The sequence below is a fragment of the Flavobacterium sp. FlaQc-48 genome, from assembly GCF_044007335.1.
Classification (GTDB): domain Bacteria; phylum Bacteroidota; class Bacteroidia; order Flavobacteriales; family Flavobacteriaceae; genus Flavobacterium.
In genome coordinates, this window is the sequence record NZ_JBIPCR010000002.1 from 462,718 (window position 1) to 484,608 (window position 21,891).

Consider the following 21,891-nt stretch of genomic DNA (forward strand, 5'->3'; position numbering starts at 1 on the left):
TCCTTATAAAAATTGGAAGTATTTCCATTTTATGACATTTTACTCCCATTTTGGCAAGTTTTATTCCCGATTTGGCAACAAAATCGATGTTTTTGCAAGAAAAAATCCATATTTAGCAATAAAATTGCTTCTTAATCTTTGTATTTTTGTTAAAGCAGATAACCTTAATTTAACACTGATAAGACATGATTGCAGCACATGAATCTTATGAGAATCAAAACGCGCGGTTTTGGATTGAGAATAAAATTCTTTTTTTCCAATACAAGCCCAATACGACAATTGATTTAGAAGTAGCCATGCGAGTGGTGGCAGATAGAGTTGCACTACAGAACGAGAGATATTTTCCTGTTTTTTGCGATATAACGGGAGTTATTTCCACCGACAAAGCCGGAAGGGATTACCTGGCCAAATCGGGATCCCTGCTTGCAACAGCTGTGGCGCTGCTGGTTAATGAAAAGATCTCAAGGACAATGAGTATCTTTTATGTAGAAATCAGTAAACCGTCTGTCCCTACTCAAATCTTTGAAATTGAAAAAGAAGCACTTGATTATTTAAAAGGCTTTATCTAGCAACAGCTGGAATCACGGAGTATTAAATACATAAAATTTGCAAAGATGAAAAGACCCCACACCTGTAAGCAAATGGTATCGATGCACAAGATGTTAATGGAGATGGCACGTGGTAATTTCAATAACCAGATTCCCCTTAGTCCTTATGATGACGAAATTGAAACTTTGGTCGTTTTGGTAAATATGCTGGCAGAAGAGCTTAAGGAATCCGTTTTTCATTCTAGCTTTGTCAATCCTCATATTACTCACAGGATGGTTACTTCGGCCACTTTTATTCTCGATGAGAACCATTGCATTAAAAACGTGAATCAGCATGCATTGGAAATTTTGGGTTATGATTCATCAGATATGCTTAGACGGCCGATACAGGATTTTTTAAACCTTGATCTCAGCAGTATGTCAGACCTTGAGAAAAAACAGCTAAAAGGAATGCTTTTATCGGACCAAATCATGACACTTAATTTTGTAACATTTAAAAAGCTCATTGTAACAGCAGATTGTTCCGTATCCCGATTATCCGATGGTGTCCTTACCGTTCTTAGTTTTGTGACGCCTTTTCTCCAGGTGAATGAAACTGCCTTGGAATCAATTGAAGTGAAAGTAAACAGGCAGCATAATTTTCGAAGAACTGATGCGCGTCTGATGCAGCGTGTTTACGATTATATATTGGCAAATCTCTCCGAACCACTGCCGTCAATTAAGGACCTGGCAAGGCAATTTGGTACAAATGATTTTAAGCTCAAAGATGGCTTTCGGCATTTTTTCCGTACAAGCATCCACAAGTTTTATACAGAAGAGCGACTTAAAAGGGCTTATCTTATGATAGAGCAGACTGATATTCCCCTTAAGAATATTTCCTTTATGAATGGTTTTAACAGCTATCCTAATTTTTCTAAATCATTCAAGAAACAGTTTGGATTCTCTCCTAAAGAACTCGGCAGGGGCAAAATTGATGGTTTTTTCCTCTGGATGACCTTAATCCTTCTTAATTAACTTTTGCTCCCGAAAGTATAAGTCTTATTGGTTTGGAATTTAGAATTTTACATTGTTGAATTCAAATAGACCAATTATGAGACTGATTATGAAACCGGGGTTTAAGACTTTTATTGTAGAAGTTATCTGCCTTCTGTATATATTACTCTTTGTATATGCAGCAGTCAGCAAGCTGTTGGATTTTGAGAATTTTAAAATACAAATGGGGCAGTCACCAATATTGAGTTCTTTTGCCGGATGGATGGTAATTTTTATCCCTCTTTTAGAATTTGGTATTGCAATTCTTTTAATCTTTCGAGGCTTAAAATTCTGGGGATTACTGCTCTCATTTTTGCTGATGTTTCTTTTCTCTCTGTATATCTATATTATGCTGAACTATAGTTCATATATTCCTTGTAGCTGCGGTGGAATTCTGGAAAAAATGACATGGAAGCAACATCTGGCTTTTAATATTTTTTTTACAGTATTAGCTTTAATTGCATTTATATTACATCCATATGGAAGTAAAACAAATAATCGCTACATGCAGATTATCACATTTAAAATCACTCTAATATTGGCAGCTGTATTTTTTGGTGGCTTGGTAATGATTTTAATGTTTCGTTTTACTGACAATATAATTCATTATAAAAACAATTTTATTCGTCGTTTTCCTCAGCACACCGCTCAAGAGATTTATCAGATTGATTTAAAATTTAATTCCTATTATTTTGCAGGAAGTGATGAAGATAAGATATATCTAGGAAATTCGACTGCACCGCTTAAAGTTATAGTATTAGACACCTTATCAAAACAAATAACTCAACAGAACATTACTCTAGAACGAATAAAAATGCCTTTCTCTGTTCCAGTAGTAAGAGTGAGTAACGGTCATTTTTTTGTTTATGAAGGAACAGTTCCTTATATCTTTAGTGGTAGTACTGTTGATTGGCGTGCTAATTTAAAATTAAAAAGTGGTTACTATTTTTCAAATGCGGTTTCTGTTGATTCAACTTTACTGGCAGTTCGATATATTAATCCTCTAACAAATGAAAATGCTGTTGGTCTAGTAGATTTGAAAGATACTTTAAAATCCAAAATTAGTACTGACCTTCTTGAAAAACAATTTGATGGCATTTTCGATACTGATGGGGCACTAATTTATAATCATGAAATAAAGAAGATTATTTATGTTTATTACTATCGAAATGAGTATATGCTAATTTCGAATCAATTAAAATTAAGCATAAAAGGAAATACTATAGATACGGTAAGCACGGCTCATGTTGACTTAGTTAAGAACCCTAAAACTGGTAAGATAACTTTCTCCAAACCTCCATTAAGGGTTAATAGACTTATTGCTTCATACGGAAATCTACTGTTTGTCAATTCTTCTTTGCCGGGTCAGTATGAGTCTGAATATTTATGGAAAACCGCCTCCATAATAGATGTTTATGATCTTTCAGATCAAAGTTATCGTTCAAGTTTTCCTATCTATAATATAGGACGAAAAAAAATGAGAGGTATGTATGTATATGGAGACCATCTATATGCTCTTATTGATCAGAAACTGGTATGTTACAAATTAAGATCGCATATAACGCAAAACCGTTAAAGGAAAATAAAATTATTAAAGGTATATCGGCCGATATCAGGGATTAGATCGAAAACCTGTAAAAGAGTAGATCATAACCATATAAATATTAATATTATGAAATCAAATAATTTAAAAAGATTTACAGCTCCATTAGCAGTTGTAATCTTAGGAGGGGCGGGAGCTTTTTTTACTGCATCAATGGGTAGTGCCAATACGGTAGATGAACGTCCGGTTTACAGATTCATTAATCAACAAAATCCATGTCAGCAAGAATCAGTGACATGCCAAACTGAGCAGGCAGACGAAATTTGTTCATTAGGAACCACTCAACTTTACGGAAAGGTTGATGAAGAAAATCCAAACAACAATTGTGATCTTCGAATGTATAAAGTTTCTAACTAGATTAAACAATTTAGTTGTTATTACAATGCTGTTCTCCTTAGAGAACAGCATTGTTCTATTATTGCGCTTCCATCCATTTTAACTTAGGTCCGTCTTTTAGATAGTATTCAAACCATTCAGAACTTTTAGATGTTAAGTCAATCTGATTTTTCTTATTGGTAAAAACGTGATCTTCATTGGGATATATTAGTAAAATATGTTTTCTTTTAAGTCTTCGCAACGCCAAATGCAGCTCTTTGCTTTGTGCTGGGTCAACGGAGGTATCCTTATCACCAGTATAAGACAATAGGGGAGTGAATACATTTGCGGCGCTACTTATCGGACTGTTTGTTTGAAAACCTTCATAATTTTCAAACAAAGTGGAGCCCATTCTCATTTGAAAACTTTCATAACGCCAAGTTTCAGGTAGGTAATCATTCTGATTAAATGACAAATAACCACTGTTAAGATCACTTAAGCCAGCGCCTGAAATTGCTGCGCTGAATAATTTGCTTTGTGTAATTATAAAGTTGGTTTCATAACCTCCAAATGAATGTCCGATTAAACCTATTTTTTTTTGATTAACAGGGAATTCCCTAAGTACCTTTTCGACAGCTGAAGTAACGCAGTCGAGTGCTGAATATCCCGGATTTCCTAATTCATATGAAATATCAGGAAGTAGCACAAAATAGCCATTGTTTGTATAATTTGATATGTTGAACGAAGATCCATTTAGAAGTGTTGGATTCATATATTTATGTAACCTAAAGGTTTGCTTTTCATAAATATTTACGATCATTGGATAGGTCTTTTCTGTATCAAATCCGGCAGGAAAGAAAAGCGTTCCATTAAGAAGTATTCCTTTTGAATTTTTATAAGTAATCAGTTGAGAATGACCCCAAGTATAATTCTTATGATGTGGATTACTTTCAAATATTATATAGGGGTTTTTATTTTGAGTTTTTAAAATTAATTTAGGAGGAATATTAAATTTTTCCTGCAAATAGATAAAATTGTTTTCGTTGCCACTTTTTTTTACGCCAGAAACATATGCAGAATCGTAAAAAACAGATTGTAATTTTCTGATTTTATCTATAAATGAAATACCCGATTTCGAATTATCATTGGCTTTAACGCTTAAAATAAAATTGTGGCCAGGAACTAAAGTATGAGCCTTAAAATCTAGGATGGAAAAATCTTCGGATCTATAATTAGCAAGACGATAAATTTTATTTTCTTCTCGTCCATGTGTAATTCTCTTGACTTCAAAACTAGAAGTGCTGAATTCCCAAAGATCAAACTCATCGTAAAGTAATAAACTCTTGTCATTTTGCGTCCAGCCTGCGAAACCATATGGAAAAGTAGATATACCGTACTGTGTTTTTGTAATTGCAAATGAGGACTGAATACTTTTGGTTAAGTTGATGTTACTTTTTGTTTCAAATGAATAAAGCCACCAATTTCCATCCTTGAAGTAAACTATGAACTGGCCATTTGGCGAAAAAGACATTGTCTTAGTTAAGCCTGTATTTGGCTGTCCATGTAAAAAAGGAGAAATTTCTCCCGACTGAATATCTAATATAGAAAAATCCAAGTCAGGTTTTTGCTTAAATGAAGGTTTGTTTTTTTCGGGATCGTAGACCAGAGCAAACTTTTGATTTCCGTTTAAAATGACTCTTGGATTTTCCTTATTTCCAATTCGTTTTGTTCTGCCTGTTTCAGGAGTCCATTGAATCAGATGAAAATCTTCATTATTATAACCGTGTGCTTTTCTGCGAGGAAATAAATCTTTATCCTCAGCATTCCAAACCTGGATAGCATCAATATCTTTCTCAGGTTCAGGATCCCGAATTTCCTTTACAATAAAAAAAACACTTGATAAATCCTCAGATACACAAAGATTGTTCAGATAGCGTCCTTCGATGAAATTTTTTTTTCCAAAGTTTTTATCCGATCCAATATTGTAATGATATATTTTTTTTTCAGCAGTTTTGTATAAAATTAGTTCGGAAAAATTTGTATTCTTGAATTTTGCAGGACATCCAACAAACAGGACACCCTTGCCTTTATTATGCCATTTGATTATTTTATAATGAATCTGTGCGCTAACGGATAATTTTGTTAATGTAATTTTTTTGCCGAGATCTAAAATTTTAAGATAGGATCGATCAGAATGTTGAGAACAGGCTAATTTATTTCCATTAGGACTTAAACTGTAAAAATCTATATCTTCAATCTCTTTTAATAAAGTTCCATTAAGATCATAGATTAGCACAGAGGTGCTACTGTCGGCATTTTTTTTTCTTAAGATAATATGATTGCTACCAGTTTGGAAATCAGTAATACTGTCAACGTATACTTTGCGATTAATTTCTAAATCATAAAATAAAAACCGATTATTGGTCATAAGGCAGGCAAATGAGTTGTTTTTTAAAAAGAGTCCATTTTTGATGTTTGGTATAGCAGTTTTTATTTTCCCTTCAGTGTTTTTTAAAAAAGTTGTGTCTTCTCCAGTTTCATAGGATAATGAATATGCTGTCCATTTAGTATTATTGGATAAATCGGTAATTCTAAGAGTACTCCATTTTTTATAATCTTCTTGGGGTACAGAACCCGCTTTTTTAATCTGCCCCATTAAAGGGCAGATTGTCAAAAGCAAATTAGTACTAATCCAAAATGATCTGCTGATGTTTAGTAATGCTTTCATTAATAACCGGTATTTTGCGGATTTAAGTTTGTATTTAAAATTAATTCAGATTCCGGGATCGGAAGTATTGCCTTGAATGAATCCCATTGTGGTTTGCTACCTAAGAGCACACTGTCAATAGCATCAAAACGCTTAAGATCGAAAAATCGATGTCCAAATTCGGTGAAGAATTCCAATTGACGTTCTTTTAGTATTGCCTGAAGAATTTCCTGCTTGCTAATTGCAGTGGTATTGGTTAGTCCGGCTGTATTTCTTATCTTATTGAGGTCTTCCTTACCGCCTGTCAGATCTCCATTATGTGTCCGTGCCTCAGCTCGTATCAAATACAATTCGCTTAATCGCAGGAGAATAGAGAATTCTGTAGAAGATCCATTCCCTTTGTTTTTGTATTTGGAAGGGTAATACCATGTTATGATTCCATTGGATACCGCAGTGGTCCATGCTGTTTTTCTCTGGTCCATGGGTTGGAATGAACCCATTAATGTCTCGCTTAAGGCGGATAATGGAGGGGGGCCGGCCGTAAAAATAAAAGTCTGAGCTTCTAATGTATTTCCTGCAGGTGTATTTGATGAAAACTGCCAGATAGTTGAAGTGCTTCCTTTTAAAAAGATTTTAGACAAATTGCCTTCAAATGGATAAAGTGCGGTATTGTTCAATACCGCTGATGCTTCATTTGAGGCTTCAGCCCACTGCTCTGTGTAGAGTAGTATTTTTGAAAGCAAAGCTTTTGCCGCGTATTTATTTGGCCTTGTACGGTCAGGAGTTACATATGAGGCAGATAGATACTGAATCGCAAGTTTTAAATCTTCAATACAATGATGATAAATCTCCTTTGAAGGTTCTTTAGAAATCGATTTATTCAGTTGATAGTTGGTCGTTGTTACATATGGTATGTTTCCAAAAAGACCAGCCAAATAAAAATGTATAAATGCCCTTGTAAAGAGCGCTTCCCCTTTTAATTGATTTCGGTCAAATTCTGAAAGTGCAACCGAAGCAGTAACACCTTCTAAAACGGCATTTGCGCCATAAATCTGGTTATAGCTATTGTTCCATAATGACTTAATACTTGTATTTGAAGGCAATATTACATTATTATAAAAATTAGCGGGTCCCTCTTGTGTGTTACCATAAAATTTGAGTTCGTCAGTATAGTTTCCAAGTAAATTAGAAATACCTGTGCTGTAACCCGTAAAGAGTCCTGCATCCCTCATTTTGGAATAAACCTGAGTCATGGCTGCATTTGCAGTTGTTTTTTCTTCAAAAACAGTCGATGCAGTTAGCTGAGAATTAGGAAGGTCAACTTCTACAAAATTATCACACGACAAAATTGCAAGGGCGAAGAGCATTAATACAAATGATAACTTTATTTTTTTCCATGCAGAGAAAAAAGAAAAGTAAAAATCTGAAGTGGAATTATATTTTTTCATAATTTTTTTATTTAAAAATTAAATTGAAGTCCGGCCGAAAAAACTTTTAAAGGAGGCAGGTATCCCAATGATGTGAATTCAGGATCAGCGCCATCGTAGTGAGTGAATGTCAGAAGGTTTTGACCCTCGAAGAATATCCTGCATTTAAAATCTTTTAACGGAATGTCATAGGAAAGAGAAATGTTCTTCAATCGTATGTAAGAGGCATCACTTATTGCTCCATCGCTCTCAAAATACCTGTAGTATGCAGCAGATGCTGTACTGTTTGTTCCCGAAGTATAAACTTGGAATACTGACTGGTCTCCTGGCTCCCGCCAACTGTTTAGAGCTGATACAGGCAAATTGCCCTCGGTTCCGGGAAGACCAAAATAGGATGAACCGTTATAATTTTTCTGTTTTGCAAACTGAAATAGAAAATCCAATTGCCAGTTCTTATATTTTATGGTATTCTGGAGACCTCCAAAATAATGAGGTGTAAGATCAGATATTGTTTTTTTGTCCTCCACGGCAGTAAGAAGACCGTCACGGTTTACATCTTCAAATGTATATACTCCTGTTTGCTGATCTATCCCAGTATAATGATATACTTTTTTTATATTTAAAGGCTGTCCAATAACCAATGTATTTGCATAAGTAGAGCCTTGCAGATTTGGAAATTCTAAAAGTCTGGTACGACTGAATGTTAAATTAAAATTGGTAGTCCAGTTCAAGTTTTTATGCTGTAGATTAAGAGTTCTAATGGTAAATTCAAAACCATTGTTTTGTACTAATGCATCTAGATTTGCCTGTACTGAAGTAAAACCTGTTGTTCCTGGAAGTGGAATACCGGCAAGCTGGTCTGCGGATCTATTGTCGTAGTAGGCTCCAGTTAAAAACAGTCGGTCTGAAAAAAGTCCTATTTCCAGAGCAGTTTCAAATTTTTTATTAGTTTCCCAGCCAAATTCCGGATTAAAAAGGCGGCTAGGTGAAAGACCGCTTATGTTTGAGTATTTGATGCCTGCAACTGTGTAAGTATCTAAAAATTGGTAATCTCCTATCTGGTCGCTACCTGTTATACCATAGCTTGCCCGTATTTTACAGAAACTTAGTGGAGTATTATTCTTAAAAATATTTTCTTTAGACAAAAGCCATGCAGCTCCTACAGCTCCAAAATTGGCAAACTGACTTCCTGGTCCAAAACGACTAGAACCATCCCTTCTGCCAGTCAGGTTTATAATATATTTGTCATTATAACTATAATTAAATCTTGCAAAAAAAGCCTGATATTTATAAACTGTTTCACTGCTTAGCAATGTGGTTATAGAAGAGGCGGAAGCCATATTTGAAATCAGGCCATTGTTGGCAAAACCTGACCCATATTGCACAAGCTGATTGGATTTTTGGGACTGGAAGGTAGCTCCTGCAACAGTACTTATAGTGTTTCGTCCAAAAGAGTGCGTCCAGTTCAACTGAGGCTCTATGATCCATGAATATCGTTCCATGCGACCTGTTGTAAGGGTAGAATTTTCAGGACCGTATCCAAAGGCAGGGTTAAATCTTGTCGATGGATTAGTAGTATTCTCATTATTGATTAAACTGGTATATCCTATATTAGCTTGGAGCTGCAGATTCTTAGTCACCGAATAAGACAAGAGACTACTGGCAATTAAATCATTGGTGAGTGCTTTATATTTTCCTGTTAGATTTCGAAGCGGATTGTTAAAAGTACTGTTTTCCCAGTTTAGCGAACCGTCTGGATTGAACAGTAAAGGTGCATTTGGAGCAATGGTGTAGGTTTCTCTCATCAGGTCTACCTGAGGTTGGTTATTGTCTTGCAGGGTATAGCCTATGGTGGCATTGGCTTTGAATTTCTTATCCTCAGATTCATGATTGACATTTAAACGAAAACCGCCTTTTTTATATCGAAAATTACCAATATAAACGCTGCCTTGATTATTAAAATTTCCGCTCAACAAAAACTGAGTATGCTCTGAGCCACCACTTAGAGAAGCCTGCAGATTTGATATTTCAGCAGTTCCTCCCAAAAGTTCTTTCTGCCAATTGGTATACCTACTCTGATCCCAAGTGCCGTTAATATCATATGCAGTGGCGGGAATTGTTGTTATTCCATCATTGGCGTACGCCTGTTTTCGCATTTGAATATACTGATGTGTATTCATCAGGTTCATGAATCTTGTTACTGTGGCCGCACCAGTGCTAATTTTTGCATTGAAACTTGTTTTGCCCTGTCTCCCTTTTTTTGTGGTTACCAAAACTACTCCGTTTGCACCTCGTGAACCGTAAATGGCAGTTGCATCCGCATCTTTAAGCACTTCAATGCTTTCTATCTGGTCAGGATTGATGCTGTTTAAGGGGCTCGGCTGGCCGGGAAGTACTGCCGAGGGAGTGCCTGAACCAATAGCATCTGCAGTATAGGGAACACCGTCTATAATATAGAGCGGATTGTTAGCGCCTGATCTGAAACTGTTCTGTCCCCTGATTTTTATGTCAAATCCTCCACCAGGAACGCCTGTTGTCTGTGTGATCGAAACTCCTGCCATGCGTCCTTGCATGGTGGCCAGAATATTTGTTACCGGCTGTTTTTCAATGTCTTTTGAGGTAATGCTGGCAATACTGCCGGTACGCTCGCTTTCTTTCACCGAGTAATATCCGGCATTGATTCGTACTTCCTGAAGTGTTGTGATATCGTAGGATAGCATAATTTTTACAACTGAACGACCCTGAATGGGAACCATTGCCGTTTTGAACCCCATATAAGATACAACCAGAGTGTCGTACGGAGAGCAGGAGAGCGCGTACTCACCGTTGAAATCAGTAATCACAGCTATGTTTTTTTTGCTTTTAATAGCAAGAGTTACACCAGGCAAGGGATTAGTACCTTCTGTAACAGTGCCCTGAACCTTGTGTTGTTGGGGAAATAAATTCTTTTGCCGAGAGTAATTTTTGGCAAAAACTGGTGAGTAAGAGATAAGAAGACCTAGAAAAATTAGGCAATAGAGATCTCTTCCACCCTTGGAAAATGAAAAATTATTCATAATTTTGGGATTGGTTAGTTAAATATGATTTGATTGGCCATGGTCCTCTATACTAGTTTAGTCGCTGTTAGAGGGCCATTTTTTTATAATTGAAGCAGATTTTAAGTTTCAATTCATTTTAAAGCAGGTTTATTTCATTGGCAGGGAAGATTAAAGATTATTGATTGAGAAGCCACACTGCTTTGCCATGTTGCAGCCAGGTTTGGGCAGTGTGTTTCTCAACTAACTAATTCAAAATTTGTTGTTGATTACGAGCCTTTAGAAAAATAAGCATTGCTGAGAATGGGAGCGGAGTAGTGCCTGATTTATGGCCAAAAAAAAAGCGCGGAACTCAGCTTACTGCGTTAGAGGTACTGGTATACCTGGAAACAATAAGTGAGCCCACGCCAATAGACGTGAGCATCTTACTTATTATCTCGTTTCTATAAAATTACCAGTTTTCTAACGCGAGATTCTAAGCGAATGCTTCAATATTTTTGAAGAGTCGCAAAAATACGATCCTTAAAGGATCATATGCAAATATAATATAAAAAAAATTATTGTTCGCGATCGCGAACACTTTTTTTACGCTCTTTTCTTTAATTTGTTTTAATACTAAAAGACTATCAGGGGATGAGTAGCAAAATTGAAGCTGTACAAAGGAATATGCTTGTTAATAAGTATATCTGCAATTATATTTCAAAGCGTTGGATCATAAACAGAGTTGATGAAGGTGGTGAAGAGGTGACTAAAAGGCAGTACGCAAAAGATTGTAATTTAGCCACTTCAACAATAACTAAATTACAAAGGCCGGATGGATATAATATACCTTTTGCAATAATTAATAGTATTTGCAATAAAGAAAAGATCGCACTGTCAACTTTTTTTTCTGATTTTGAACTAGAATATGGAATTTCAATTATTGACAAATACTTAGATAAAAAATAGCTTAAGAACACATACAATTTTTAAAATGATGATATATACATACGTTATTAAACATCTAAAATAAACTAATTTTTAAATTGTACAATTGAAGTATATTTTTCAAAGGGTAAATTTAAAACTTTTCTCAAAATTTAGCTTTATATTCTTAAAATACCATAGTGCTATTTAGGTTCGCTTCACAATTTGGATCTTTAATTACAAACTCATTATATGCTTTCATTAAAATTCCGTTGGATATATTAAGATAGTCTTTAAAATCATCCAAAACATCTTCTTCAAATTCGGCATAATTTCGTTGATTTTTTTTGCAAATTTTATAATGTTTCAAAAATATTCGTTCTTTCCATGATTTAGAATGCTTAGAAATTGTTGCCTTATATCTAGTTTCAATTTCGAAGACATCTTTCCAAGTTTCTTTACAATCTTCATAAGAAGGATTTGCAGCATTTACTTCTAACTTCCATTTAGCAGAATCTTTTAAATCAATGTCGGGAGAAAGAATAGTAAGATTAATTGTGTGGTTAATTTCTTTACTATATGGATAATAGAATTTTCTTTGAATTGTAGTTAAGTCATTATACGGTAAGTCTTTTTGATTTTTATTTTTGGAATTACATCTATGACACATCGGAAATAGATTGTTAAAATTAATTGAAATAAAGGGGTATTTTGATTTTAATAAGTAATGATCATAGTCATCTCTGCCATCATCATGCTCACATAGAAGTGAATCTAAACCACAAAAAGGACAGACTAGATATTCATTAATTTCTCGAAAACTTTCAAAATGTTGCTTTACAGTACCACATGAATTAACGACTATTGAATAGCCTAGAATTTTATTGTCTCCCCAAAGTTCGTCATAAAAACTTTTTATTTGAGTAGAAATACTTATCGGAAGTTGACTATATTTAATCGGGGCCTTTGTAATATCCGCAATAGATTCTATATCATTGTTTATTAAATAAGCATTTTTAACAACTTGCTTATCCTGTAATGTTGGCAAATTATTATATGCATTAAAAATGGCTATGAGCTTATCATCAATTTGATTTTTATAAGCGTTAATAATATTTTGAAAATCTGGATGAATTAAGTAAGCATGTGAATAAGTTGTTTGAGTGTTATCAAACATTTTTGTAAAAAAGAAATCTAAATAATTATGAAGATTTTGAATAGGGTGCGGTGATACGGATTTATAGAAATACAGCATTACTTTTCTTTTTTTTCAAGTTCCACTTTAATGTTTCTAAGCTTACTAAATAAATCAAATTTTTCAACTGAGTCACCAAAATCTTTATTTAATCGTTCGACTACTTTTCTTAAATCATCCATTGAGTGGATGTTTTCGACCATATCTTTAAGTTCTTTTCTCGCCATTTCTGAAATACCTTCAGATTTTTCGAAAATTTCATCTAAAATAATTGATATCGAAGCACCGTAGACTTGAAAATCAGGGTTTGTATACTCAATTAAACCTTTTTCTTTTTCAAATTTGTAAACATCCTGACTAAAAGAATCTGAAATAACAAATGGAGAATGTGTAGTAAGAATTAATTCTTGATTTCTAACTTTAATAATGTTGCCGAAACTGTCATATGAATTAGCTGCTGCAAGATTTAATGTTTTAATAAATTTTGCTCTCCATTTTGGATTGAAATGAGTGTCAGGCTCATCCATAAGAAATAAACAGCCATCATCTTGCATCATCATTACCGTGCCAATTACTTCATTAAATTGATGCTCTCCGTCTGATAATGATTTGTAATATATATCTTTTTCTATTTCTGTATCAATAATTTTACTAATAACTATTTTTTCAATTCTAAAAACTAATCTTGAAGGATTTGGTTTTGGCATTTCATCAGAAATATTCAGTGACATATTAGGATTTAGCATTTGTCTCCTTGTAGTTGGATCAACTAAATACAAATTAAAAATTTCTAATTCATAGAATACTTTAAACAGTGTAAATGAATTTTTAAAATAATAAGCAAACGCTTCTCGCGTGGAGGAATCAATAGAAAAATCAAAAATCAGCAGGTTAAATTTGCCAACTTTTTTTTCAATCCATGTTGAAGAGCATAATTTTAATTTTTCGATATTTTCAGTAATAGTTTCACTTACCGGAAGCACTTTTTTATATATGTCATCAGTATTTATTGTTATTCTGAAGGATTTTAATTTCTCAATATGAAGTATTTTTTTTAAAAGATCTATTTTTTTTTCATCACCGAGTAACATGTTAGAGATAAAAATTGAAAAATTAGCATTGTAATCTAAAAAAAATAATCTGTGACTCTCGGCAAACTCTTCTCCTTTTTCAAATTTCTTTATATTTTCAAAAACTTTAAAATAATGATACTTTAATTTATAATACGGATTACTTAATAATTCATTTTGACCAGATGTGTATGCGATGATTTTTTTAGGAAGTAGTAGATGAGTGTTTTCATCAACTCTCTCAAATGTAGAATTACCGATTGTAATAATAGAAAATTCAGGTTTTTCTCCAAGTAATTTAACGATTTTTATTTGCTGATCGTATGTAAATGATGCTTCAACTTCATTAATTTTAACGACAGAACTTTTGACTGGTAAGAAATATTCTATCTCAAATCCGAAATTTTTACTTTTCTTTTCCTCATCACTAACGGTATCTAAATGATAAATTTCTAGAAAATAAAAAATTTCCGAAAATAGTTCTAGAAAATTTGATTTTCCGCTACCATTCAGTCCTGCAAATACCTTTGTAGATAATCTGTCTTCTCTAAACGAAACATTGAATTCATAAAGTTTATTAGCGGCTAGACTTCTAAAGTTATCTCCAAGAATTTTTACACTTTTTATTTTCATTCTTTAATTTTGAAATAGATACCTGATGTTATTTTTTTACCCTTACTATTAATTATTTGATAATCTTCTATGCGAAGTTTAAGTTCTACATTTTCCTTCTCACCATTGTAAAAAAATTGCTCCAGTTTTATAAATTGATTGTCATTATTTAAAGCAGAAAATATAAATGATTTTAAATCATCTGATTCCACTAATTTTGGATTAGTTTTTAATTCTTCAGATGAGTGATAATTTGGAAATATAACTTTTTCATTTATGAGAAAGTTTACCAGTAGCTCACTATTAAAATGATAATCAGAATATTGCTCTTTAATCCATTTGGCAACCATCTCGAAATTTACTTCTTGCCAGTTAAATTTACCGTCGTATTGTTTTTCTGCATCTTGATTCAGTTTAGATGTTATAGAAATTATATTTTCAAAAGTTTTCATCGCTTGAGCTAATTCCTCAGGAATAACAGGTAATTTTTGAAAAGGGGAAATTGATTTATTAGTAGTTTCTATCTGTTTTAATAAAGATTTAGGTAATATTTCAGTAGATACACTAACTCTTTTTTGAATTTCTCTTGTTTGCTTTATAAATTCCTCCATAGGTTTGGAAATAAGTTCTAATTCCAAACTATTCTTAGTTTTAAATTTCTCTTCAATTTCTATTGCTTTTGTACCAATGTCTAACTTGTTTAAATTTAAATCACCTTTAAAAGCAAGGTGGGACAATGAGCTGAACAAATTTTCAAGCTCATTTAAACTCTCTTCGAATTTTTCTTTTATATTTTCTGCTTTTAAAACTATTAAGCCAAATTCATTCTGAATATCTATCGGAGGTTTAATCATTAGTATTTTTTCAAACCGCCCTTTTGTTAATATTTTTTTCATTCCTTTTGTCGAGTGATTTTCAATATAAACTTTTGAAGTTCTGAACAACCAATATAAAAAATAAGAATTTATTTCGTCATTGGGTTGTATCGCATTTATCTGTTGATTAAAAGAGACTTTTCTATCCGTTAGACTAGCTCTTCCTAATGATTCAATGCTTCCTGCAATACACGCGACGAGAAGCGCACCCTTATCGACAGACCTAGATTTTGATAATCCTTCCTTTGAAAGATATTCTTTCGATTTGCTAATAAAAGTTTTTTTATTAGAGATATTGTCAGTTTTGATCCACTCAATATAATTATTAGAATAATTATTTAGATCACTTCTTGGAGGTGTATTTCCTGTTATTACTGTGCCAAATTTAGTAAGAGGTTCTTTACTCCATTTCTTATCATTTTTAAGGGGATCACCGAAAGTATCATAGAAAGTATTTTTTAAAAAATCATTTAATAAAGAAATACTTTCTTTGCGTTGCTCAATTAGGTTCTCTATTTTTGTTAGTATTTCAGCAATGCGGATTTGTTCGACAAGTTTTCCTGGAATAGGAATTAATAAATTCTCTAAGGAATTTTTATTAATATGCGGTATTGTTGCACCTGTTGATTTTTTTTTGAGATAACTAGATTTGCTTTTTATAAATAAACCTAAGTATCTGTAGTCGTAATTGTTATCGTCTTTTATTTTTAATCGAGCCAAAGTACTCCCTATATAGCCCTTTTTACCATATCCCACCGTTCCGACATTTGCACCATCCCAAGCTATTAGTATATCTTCTTCTGTTGCTAACAATCCCTTACTGTCATTACTATATTTAATATTTGTATCATTTCTAAGGTCATCAATTTGTATAACCCTAACTGAATTAATACCAACATTATCGGTTAATTTATTTTGTCCGCCTTTTTGTATTGAAAATATTTTATTTAGTTTTTCTAACTTCATTATAAAATATTAAATAATTCATCAATTTCCGTTTTTATACTTTCTTCTAATTTAGATAATTTATCTAAAATATATTTTGGCTTTTCATATTTTATTTCCGTGTAAATTTCTTCCTTGTATTCGTTGAAACTTAGATGATAGTCGTTTTCAACAATTTCTTGTTTTGGCACAAAAAAATGTTGCTGCGCACGGTCGGTCTCTTTTTTTGAGTTTCGATTCTTGTATTTTTCGATTATTATATGCAAATCTTCAAAATCGCGATCACCATTTGGGAGATTCTTTGGGTTTCTTTTGTCGTCTAAACTCCAGCCATCCCCCTTCATATCGTAAAACCACACGTCTTTGGTTTCACCTCCCTTAGTAAACAATAATATAGCTGAACTTACCCCTGCGTAGGGTTTGAAAACGCCGGAAGGCATTGCAATTACAGCCTTTAATTCACATTTATCAATAAGTAATTTTCTTATAGCAACAAAAGCTTTACCACTACCAAATAAAACCCCTTGTGGTATTACTACACCAGCGGTACCACCCATTCGAAGCATTTTGTAAATTCTTTCTAAGAATAGTAATTCACTTTTAGTAGAAGAAACTGTAAAACTGGGGTTAAGTTCCTCTTTGTCCATACTTCCTGCAAATGGCGGATTTGCCATTACTATATCGTAAAAATTATCTTCATTATAATTTTTACTTAAAGTGTCTTTATAGTCAATTTTTGGTTGCGTTATTCCATGCATCATCAAGTTCATTAAACCTATTCTTATCATGGTTGGGTCAATATCGAAACCGAAAAAACTTTCTTCGTTTAATATCTTTTTTGCTTTTTCATCCACCAATTTGTCTGCTAAAGTACCTCTAATGAAGCCGTTATCGTCGACTTGTTTGTAGTTTTGGCTTGTGAATTGTGTAATAATATATTTAAATGATCCTAAAAGAAAACCAGCAGTTCCACTGGCGGGATCAGCAATTTTGTTACCTAATTTAGGCTCAACTAATTCGGTAATTAATTCAATAATATGGGTTGGTGTTCTAAACTGTCCATTTTTTCCAGACTTGCGTAGAGAATCTAAAAGATATTCGTAAAAATCTCCTTGGGCATCGATAAATCGATTCTCTTTTTTAAGTTCAGCGTAAATTTCATCTATAGTTTTTGTAGCTTCGGTTAACATTCTTCCACTAGGAATTAAAAAGGCAGCATTCGCCATGTGTTTTGTAAAAAACGAATTGGCATCATCTAACTGTTTGATGAAGGGAAAAACCTTGCTTTGGACATGCAATAACATATCATCGCTAGGCATTTTTGTAAAATGACTCCACCTTAGTGTTTCTTTTTCAACAGCATTTTTTTCGTCTTTTTCATCTACTCCAGGAGGAAAATATTTTCCTGAAAATGTAGAATTAAATGCTTCACCTAAATAATCTGCATTAGTGATTTTTTGTTTATCAGTCTCATCTAGTTGCTTCATAAAAAGCAGATAGGTTATTTGCTCGATAGCATTAAGAGGATTGGAAATTCCACCGCTCCAAAATTTATCCCACAATGTTGCAACTTTATTTTTTAAAATTGGTGTTAACATTATTGTTTTGTTGTTCAAAGTTTTGCAGCAATAGTAAACTTTGAGATTATTGTATATTTTTATTGGTACTCCATTTCTGTATATAAATATATCACTGCCATAGAAACAAGGCTATCTTATACTAAAGTGTAAATATATGTAATAATCATTTTTATATAACAGTTAATATGTACTGGTATTCTTATTTTGTACTAAATGAAAAGCCTTTCAGATTCTGAAAGGCTTTAATAAGTAAAAGTAAGAATGATTTATTTTTTAGATTCTTCAATTGAAATTTTTCTAAACTCTTTTAAAAGCTTCTCAATTTCTAAAGTTGATTTACGAGCTCTTGCTCCAGATGCTTTGACACCTTTTTCAATGAGTGAGTCTGATTCAGTTTTAAATATCTCTATTTCTGCATTAATTTTTGCTACTAGATCTTTCATGTTTTTATATTGTTAAATTCGAGCTGGCAAAAATAAAATTTTAACTTATATATGCAAGCGGTTTCTAGATCAGTTTTATTAAAACTTCTATTTAAAAGTTATCCTATTAGTTGTTTCCCTTTTTTTCTCATCTATGATTTTGGTATATATCTGTGTGGTCTTTATACTTTTATGTCCCAGCATCTTAGATACCGTAAATATATCGGTACCGGCTGCCATTTGTAATGTAGCATATGTGTGCCTAAAACAGTGAAAAGTGATATGTTTCTCAATTGAAGCATCTCTAATCCAGATAGGTATCAAACGGTCAAAATCCCATTTTTTTAAATTAAGAAAGATCTTTCCATGCTTCATTCTTTCCGGACCTAGAAATTCTACTGCTTCCTGAGAAATCGGTAGGGTAATTGGCTTATCAGTTTTTTGTTGCTTGAATCTTATATAATATCCCTCTTGTTTACTGTATTGGACTTCTTCCCAAGTAAGTTTTGATATGTCGGAATAACGAATACCAGTTAACAGCGAAAAAAAGCTTACACGCTTGACAATTTCCTTTTTGCAAGGTGTCCTGAACAATCTTGAGGCTTCTTCCATAGTTAGGAAGTTTCTTTGTGATTCCTGTTCCTTGATGCTTTCCACCGCAGCGTTAACATCAGTTTGTAGTAATCCTTTTTTATAAGCCTTTTTGAGAGTGGCCTTAATCTTGTTGAAATAGGATAGGGCAGTGTTTTGAGCGAGGGGCTTATTATTTTTTCTTAAACTTTTTGCCTTTAAGATATATACCCTAAAATCTTCAATAACAGTTACATCAATGTCCCGCATCAATATATCCTGATTCTTAAGAAACATTTCAAAGTGGGTAATTGCAGACCTCCATATTTCACTGTTAATTCCAATTTTACTTTCTGCGGTTTGTTTTAGATACTCCAGAAATGACATTTTACCGATCTCAATCAAGCGAAGGCGCTCTTGTTCAAATGGGGTATATATTTGTTGTTTATTAAGTTCATTTAGCCTATTTGCGCAGATAATTTCTGCTTTGCAAAAATTCTCTAAGTTCATTTCTTTCTCAATATTGCTTTTTGGTTTTGCAACCATATATAAACCTAAATATTCCCTTCGGGAAAATTCACGCGTTTTAGGATTATACACAGCAGGGAAAAAATCAAGATATAGAGTAATCTTTCCACTTGGCAGTGTTCTTTTTCTAAGTGTAACATTTATATTTTTCATCTTCACTCCGCATTAAATATTGTATCAATATCCTGTTTGGCGACATAGGTAAATTTTCCAATCGCATATTTAACAATGCCACGACGCTGAATCAAGTTGTAAAGCGCGCCAGAGGAAATATTGAACTTCTGCTGAATCTCCGTTATTGTATAGCAATTCTCAAAGCCTGGAAATTGCTGTTTTGGTTTAAAAAGAACATCCTCTATAGTTATTGCAAAAAAGGAATCAAGATCACACCTTCTGATAACTGTTCGTTTGCCAAACTTTCCCACGTCCAGCTGTCCTCTGCTTACTAGTCTGTAAATAGTGCTTCTGCTTATTCCAAATAAAATCCCTGCCTGTTTAACGCTGAGAAAATCTTTTATCCTTACTGCTTCAAGGACTGGATTTTTTGCAATCTCAGTCTCTTTGTTGCTCTGGTCGATTTTGGACTGCCTTGTCCTCGCTTTGTAGGCCCTGCTGCTGCATTTTAGAGAGCAATACTGGGTCTTTGTTGTTTTTGCGATGAATTCGTTTTGACAGAACCCGCAAATTCGTTTAATCTTGATATTCGTACTCATAAAATGTGACTGTAAGTGTCCCATTGTCTCTATGTGTCTCTCATTGTGTCATGATTTGGCCTAAAAATAATCCTAACGTGGAAAATTATTTTCGTGGTACAATAATGGTACAAATAAGGACAAACTATCTACAAATAAAACTATATAAACAGAAAGAAGAATCCCAGTTAAAATGCCGTTTTATGACATTTTAACTGGGATTCTTTGTTTTATTTTGTGATGTTTTGTGAAGCCTATTTTCCGATGCAGAAATTAGCGAAAATATTTCCCAATAATTCGTCATTGGATACCTGACCTGTGATAAGGCCAAACTGGTATAAAGCCTCACGAATATCAAGTGCAATTAAGTCACTTGAAAGATTGGTTTCCAGGCCAAATTTTACTTTTTGTATTTCATCTAAAGCTTTTAATAGAGAATCGTAATGCCTTGTATTCGTAACAATTGTTTCATTATTACGAAGAGCACCGGTATTTACAAAAGAAAGTAATTCATTCTTTAAATCTTCAACACCTATTTTCTCTTTAGCAGAGATAAGTAAAAGTTTTGCATTTAAATTTTCAAGCTTAGATGTAATATTTGAAACTTCATCAGCAGACAGTATATCTTTTTTATTTACAATAATTACTAAAGGTTTTAGCGGATATTTATTCTTGATTTGTTCAATTTCGGAAATAAACTCAGAACTTGAAACCTGAAACTTCAAACCATCAAACAAGTAAATAACAACCTGTGCCTGTTCTATTTTTTCAAAGGTTTTTTTAATTCCAATGCTTTCTACAACATCCTTTGTTTCACGGATTCCCGCTGTATCAATGAACCTGAAACCAATTCCGCCAATAACCAATTCATCCTCGATAGTATCTCTTGTAGTTCCGGCAATGTCCGAAACTATGGCGCGTTCTTCATTTAACAAAGCATTTAGCAAAGTCGATTTACCAACATTTGGCTCACCAACAATCGCGACCGGAATTCCGTTTTTGATCACATTTCCCACAGCAAACGAGTCGATTAAACGCTTTAAAACAAATTCAATTCTATTCAATAATTCATGAAATTGAGTCCTGTCGGCAAATTCTACATCTTCTTCTGCAAAATCCAATTCTAATTCAATCAATGACGCGAAATTCAAAAGTTCTTCCCGTAATTTGGCAATTTCATTACTAAAACCACCGCGCATTTGCTGCATGGCGATTTGGTGAGAAGCTTCATTATCTGACGAAATCAAATCGGCAACAGCTTCTGCCTGCGATAAATCCAGTTTTCCGTTTAAGAAAGCTCTCAGGGTAAATTCTCCTGCATCAGCCATTCTACAGCCTTTTCGCAGTAATAACTGAATAATTTGCTGCTGAATATAAGTAGAGCCATGGCAGGATATTTCGATCGTGTTTTCGCCTGTATAGGAATTAGGGCCTTTAAAGACAGAAACCAATACTTCGTCTAATGTTTTGGAATCATCTACAATATGGCCCAAATGCAAAGTGTGTGTTTTTTGCCTGGTTAAGTCTTTGTTCTTGATGGATTTAAAAACCGAATTCCCTATTGAAATAGCTTCAGCTCCCGAAATACGAATGATTGCAATGGCTCCGGCTCCTGACGGAGTTGCCAATGCAACTATAGAATCTTGATTTATCATGCTGCAAAGGTATAAAAAAAGCCATAAAGTTGTGTTTGTGAAGTTGTATTGAAGAGCACTTAATTGCAACTAAAAAAAATCATTTCATAAGAAATTGTCAAATGTTAAAATACTGATAATTGTCAGTTTGTTTTCTTTTTAGAATGACTAAATTTGAGAGAACAACTTCTAAAT

The 21,891-nt window shown here is 33.4% G+C and carries 16 protein-coding genes; 5 read left to right on the plus strand and 11 right to left on the minus strand.

Features of this window, described 5'->3' with window-relative positions; translation table 11 throughout:
- Positions 1–185: 185 nt before the first annotated feature.
- The 4 genes from ACHRWY_RS05160 to ACHRWY_RS05175 all read left to right on the plus strand — a co-directional run bounded on the left by ACHRWY_RS05160 (position 186) and on the right by ACHRWY_RS05175 (position 3,540).
- On the plus strand, positions 186–569 hold the full coding sequence (locus ACHRWY_RS05160) for a hypothetical protein (protein ID WP_395353156.1): 384 nt from the start codon (positions 186–188) through the stop codon (positions 567–569).
- Positions 570–614: 45 nt separating this feature from the next.
- Positions 615–1,562, plus strand: coding sequence for a helix-turn-helix domain-containing protein (locus ACHRWY_RS05165; protein WP_395353157.1), 948 nt, complete (start codon positions 615–617; stop codon positions 1,560–1,562).
- 76 nt (positions 1,563–1,638) lie between these two features.
- On the plus strand, positions 1,639–3,156 hold the full coding sequence (locus ACHRWY_RS05170) for a MauE/DoxX family redox-associated membrane protein (RefSeq protein ID WP_395353158.1): 1,518 nt from the start codon (positions 1,639–1,641) through the stop codon (positions 3,154–3,156).
- Between the two features lie 96 nt (positions 3,157–3,252).
- On the plus strand, positions 3,253–3,540 hold the full coding sequence (locus ACHRWY_RS05175; RefSeq protein ID WP_395353159.1) for a hypothetical protein: 288 nt from the start codon (positions 3,253–3,255) through the stop codon (positions 3,538–3,540).
- 58 nt (positions 3,541–3,598) lie between these two features.
- Here ACHRWY_RS05175 and ACHRWY_RS05180 read toward each other — a convergent pair whose 3' ends face one another.
- Genes ACHRWY_RS05180 through ACHRWY_RS05190 form a run of 3 tightly spaced genes read right to left on the minus strand, consistent with a single transcriptional unit; the run spans position 3,599 to position 10,688 of the window.
- Entirely contained in the window at positions 3,599–6,226 is a 2,628-nt protein-coding gene (locus tag ACHRWY_RS05180; RefSeq protein ID WP_395353160.1) for an alpha/beta hydrolase family protein, read from the minus strand.
- Positions 6,226–7,653, minus strand: coding sequence for a RagB/SusD family nutrient uptake outer membrane protein (locus ACHRWY_RS05185; RefSeq protein WP_395353161.1), 1,428 nt, complete (start codon positions 7,651–7,653; stop codon positions 6,226–6,228). The genes ACHRWY_RS05180 and ACHRWY_RS05185 overlap by 1 nt, the downstream gene beginning before the upstream one ends.
- An 11-nt stretch (positions 7,654–7,664) precedes the next feature.
- Positions 7,665–10,688 (minus strand): SusC/RagA family TonB-linked outer membrane protein, encoded by a 3,024-nt coding sequence (locus ACHRWY_RS05190; protein WP_395353162.1) that lies wholly within the window; start codon positions 10,686–10,688, stop codon positions 7,665–7,667.
- A gap of 612 nt (positions 10,689–11,300) precedes the next feature.
- Between ACHRWY_RS05190 and ACHRWY_RS05195 the strand changes: the two genes are divergently transcribed.
- Entirely contained in the window at positions 11,301–11,615 is a 315-nt protein-coding gene (locus ACHRWY_RS05195) for a hypothetical protein (protein WP_395353163.1), read from the plus strand.
- 145 nt (positions 11,616–11,760) lie between these two features.
- Here ACHRWY_RS05195 and ACHRWY_RS05200 read toward each other — a convergent pair whose 3' ends face one another.
- From ACHRWY_RS05200 to mnmE, 8 genes are all read right to left on the minus strand, one after another.
- Entirely contained in the window at positions 11,761–12,750 is a 990-nt protein-coding gene (locus ACHRWY_RS05200; RefSeq protein WP_395353164.1) for a hypothetical protein, read from the minus strand.
- A gap of 77 nt (positions 12,751–12,827) precedes the next feature.
- Positions 12,828–14,471 (minus strand): restriction system-associated AAA family ATPase, encoded by a 1,644-nt coding sequence (locus ACHRWY_RS05205; protein ID WP_395353165.1) that lies wholly within the window; start codon positions 14,469–14,471, stop codon positions 12,828–12,830.
- A complete protein-coding gene (locus ACHRWY_RS05210) occupies positions 14,468–16,291 on the minus strand; it encodes a restriction endonuclease subunit S (RefSeq protein ID WP_395353166.1) in 1,824 nt (607 codons plus the stop codon). Before ACHRWY_RS05210 ends, ACHRWY_RS05205 begins: the two co-directional genes overlap by 4 nt.
- The gene (locus tag ACHRWY_RS05215; RefSeq protein WP_395353167.1) at positions 16,291–17,868 is read right to left on the minus strand and encodes an N-6 DNA methylase; all 1,578 of its coding nucleotides are present in this window, start codon (positions 17,866–17,868) and stop codon (positions 16,291–16,293) included. Before ACHRWY_RS05215 ends, ACHRWY_RS05210 begins: the two co-directional genes overlap by 1 nt.
- 248 nt (positions 17,869–18,116) lie before the next feature.
- The gene (locus tag ACHRWY_RS05220; RefSeq protein WP_395353168.1) at positions 18,117–18,293 is read right to left on the minus strand and encodes a histone H1; all 177 of its coding nucleotides are present in this window, start codon (positions 18,291–18,293) and stop codon (positions 18,117–18,119) included.
- Positions 18,294–18,380: 87 nt separating this feature from the next.
- Entirely contained in the window at positions 18,381–19,523 is a 1,143-nt protein-coding gene (locus ACHRWY_RS05225; RefSeq protein WP_395353169.1) for a tyrosine-type recombinase/integrase, read from the minus strand.
- 2 nt (positions 19,524–19,525) lie between these two features.
- Entirely contained in the window at positions 19,526–20,083 is a 558-nt protein-coding gene (locus ACHRWY_RS05230) for a helix-turn-helix domain-containing protein (protein WP_395353170.1), read from the minus strand.
- 233 nt (positions 20,084–20,316) lie between these two features.
- Positions 20,317–21,717: a tRNA uridine-5-carboxymethylaminomethyl(34) synthesis GTPase MnmE gene (mnmE, locus tag ACHRWY_RS05235; protein WP_395353171.1), complete on the minus strand. Its 1,401-nt coding sequence runs from the start codon at positions 21,715–21,717 to the stop codon at positions 20,317–20,319.
- Between the last annotated feature and the right edge of the window lie 174 nt (positions 21,718–21,891).

What these genes read in the sequence shown, in the direction of transcription:
- ACHRWY_RS05160 (WP_395353156.1), top strand. Translation starts at nt 186, where the DNA reads ATGATTGCAGCACATGAATCTTATGAGAATCAAAACGCGCGGTTTTGG.
- ACHRWY_RS05165 (WP_395353157.1), top strand. Translation starts at nt 615, where the DNA reads ATGAAAAGACCCCACACCTGTAAGCAAATGGTATCGATGCACAAGATG.
- ACHRWY_RS05170 (WP_395353158.1), top strand. Translation starts at nt 1,639, where the DNA reads ATGAGACTGATTATGAAACCGGGGTTTAAGACTTTTATTGTAGAAGTT.
- ACHRWY_RS05175 (WP_395353159.1), top strand. Translation starts at nt 3,253, where the DNA reads ATGAAATCAAATAATTTAAAAAGATTTACAGCTCCATTAGCAGTTGTA.
- ACHRWY_RS05180 (WP_395353160.1), bottom strand. Translation starts at nt 6,226, where the DNA reads ATGAAAGCATTACTAAACATCAGCAGATCATTTTGGATTAGTACTAAT.
- ACHRWY_RS05185 (WP_395353161.1), bottom strand. Translation starts at nt 7,653, where the DNA reads ATGAAAAAATATAATTCCACTTCAGATTTTTACTTTTCTTTTTTCTCT.
- ACHRWY_RS05190 (WP_395353162.1), bottom strand. Translation starts at nt 10,688, where the DNA reads ATGAATAATTTTTCATTTTCCAAGGGTGGAAGAGATCTCTATTGCCTA.
- ACHRWY_RS05195 (WP_395353163.1), top strand. Translation starts at nt 11,301, where the DNA reads ATGAGTAGCAAAATTGAAGCTGTACAAAGGAATATGCTTGTTAATAAG.
- ACHRWY_RS05200 (WP_395353164.1), bottom strand. Translation starts at nt 12,750, where the DNA reads ATGTTTGATAACACTCAAACAACTTATTCACATGCTTACTTAATTCAT.
- ACHRWY_RS05205 (WP_395353165.1), bottom strand. Translation starts at nt 14,471, where the DNA reads ATGAAAATAAAAAGTGTAAAAATTCTTGGAGATAACTTTAGAAGTCTA.
- ACHRWY_RS05210 (WP_395353166.1), bottom strand. Translation starts at nt 16,291, where the DNA reads ATGAAGTTAGAAAAACTAAATAAAATATTTTCAATACAAAAAGGCGGA.
- ACHRWY_RS05215 (WP_395353167.1), bottom strand. Translation starts at nt 17,868, where the DNA reads ATGTTAACACCAATTTTAAAAAATAAAGTTGCAACATTGTGGGATAAA.
- ACHRWY_RS05220 (WP_395353168.1), bottom strand. Translation starts at nt 18,293, where the DNA reads ATGAAAGATCTAGTAGCAAAAATTAATGCAGAAATAGAGATATTTAAA.
- ACHRWY_RS05225 (WP_395353169.1), bottom strand. Translation starts at nt 19,523, where the DNA reads ATGAAAAATATAAATGTTACACTTAGAAAAAGAACACTGCCAAGTGGA.
- ACHRWY_RS05230 (WP_395353170.1), bottom strand. Translation starts at nt 20,083, where the DNA reads ATGAGTACGAATATCAAGATTAAACGAATTTGCGGGTTCTGTCAAAAC.
- mnmE (WP_395353171.1), bottom strand. Translation starts at nt 21,717, where the DNA reads ATGATAAATCAAGATTCTATAGTTGCATTGGCAACTCCGTCAGGAGCC.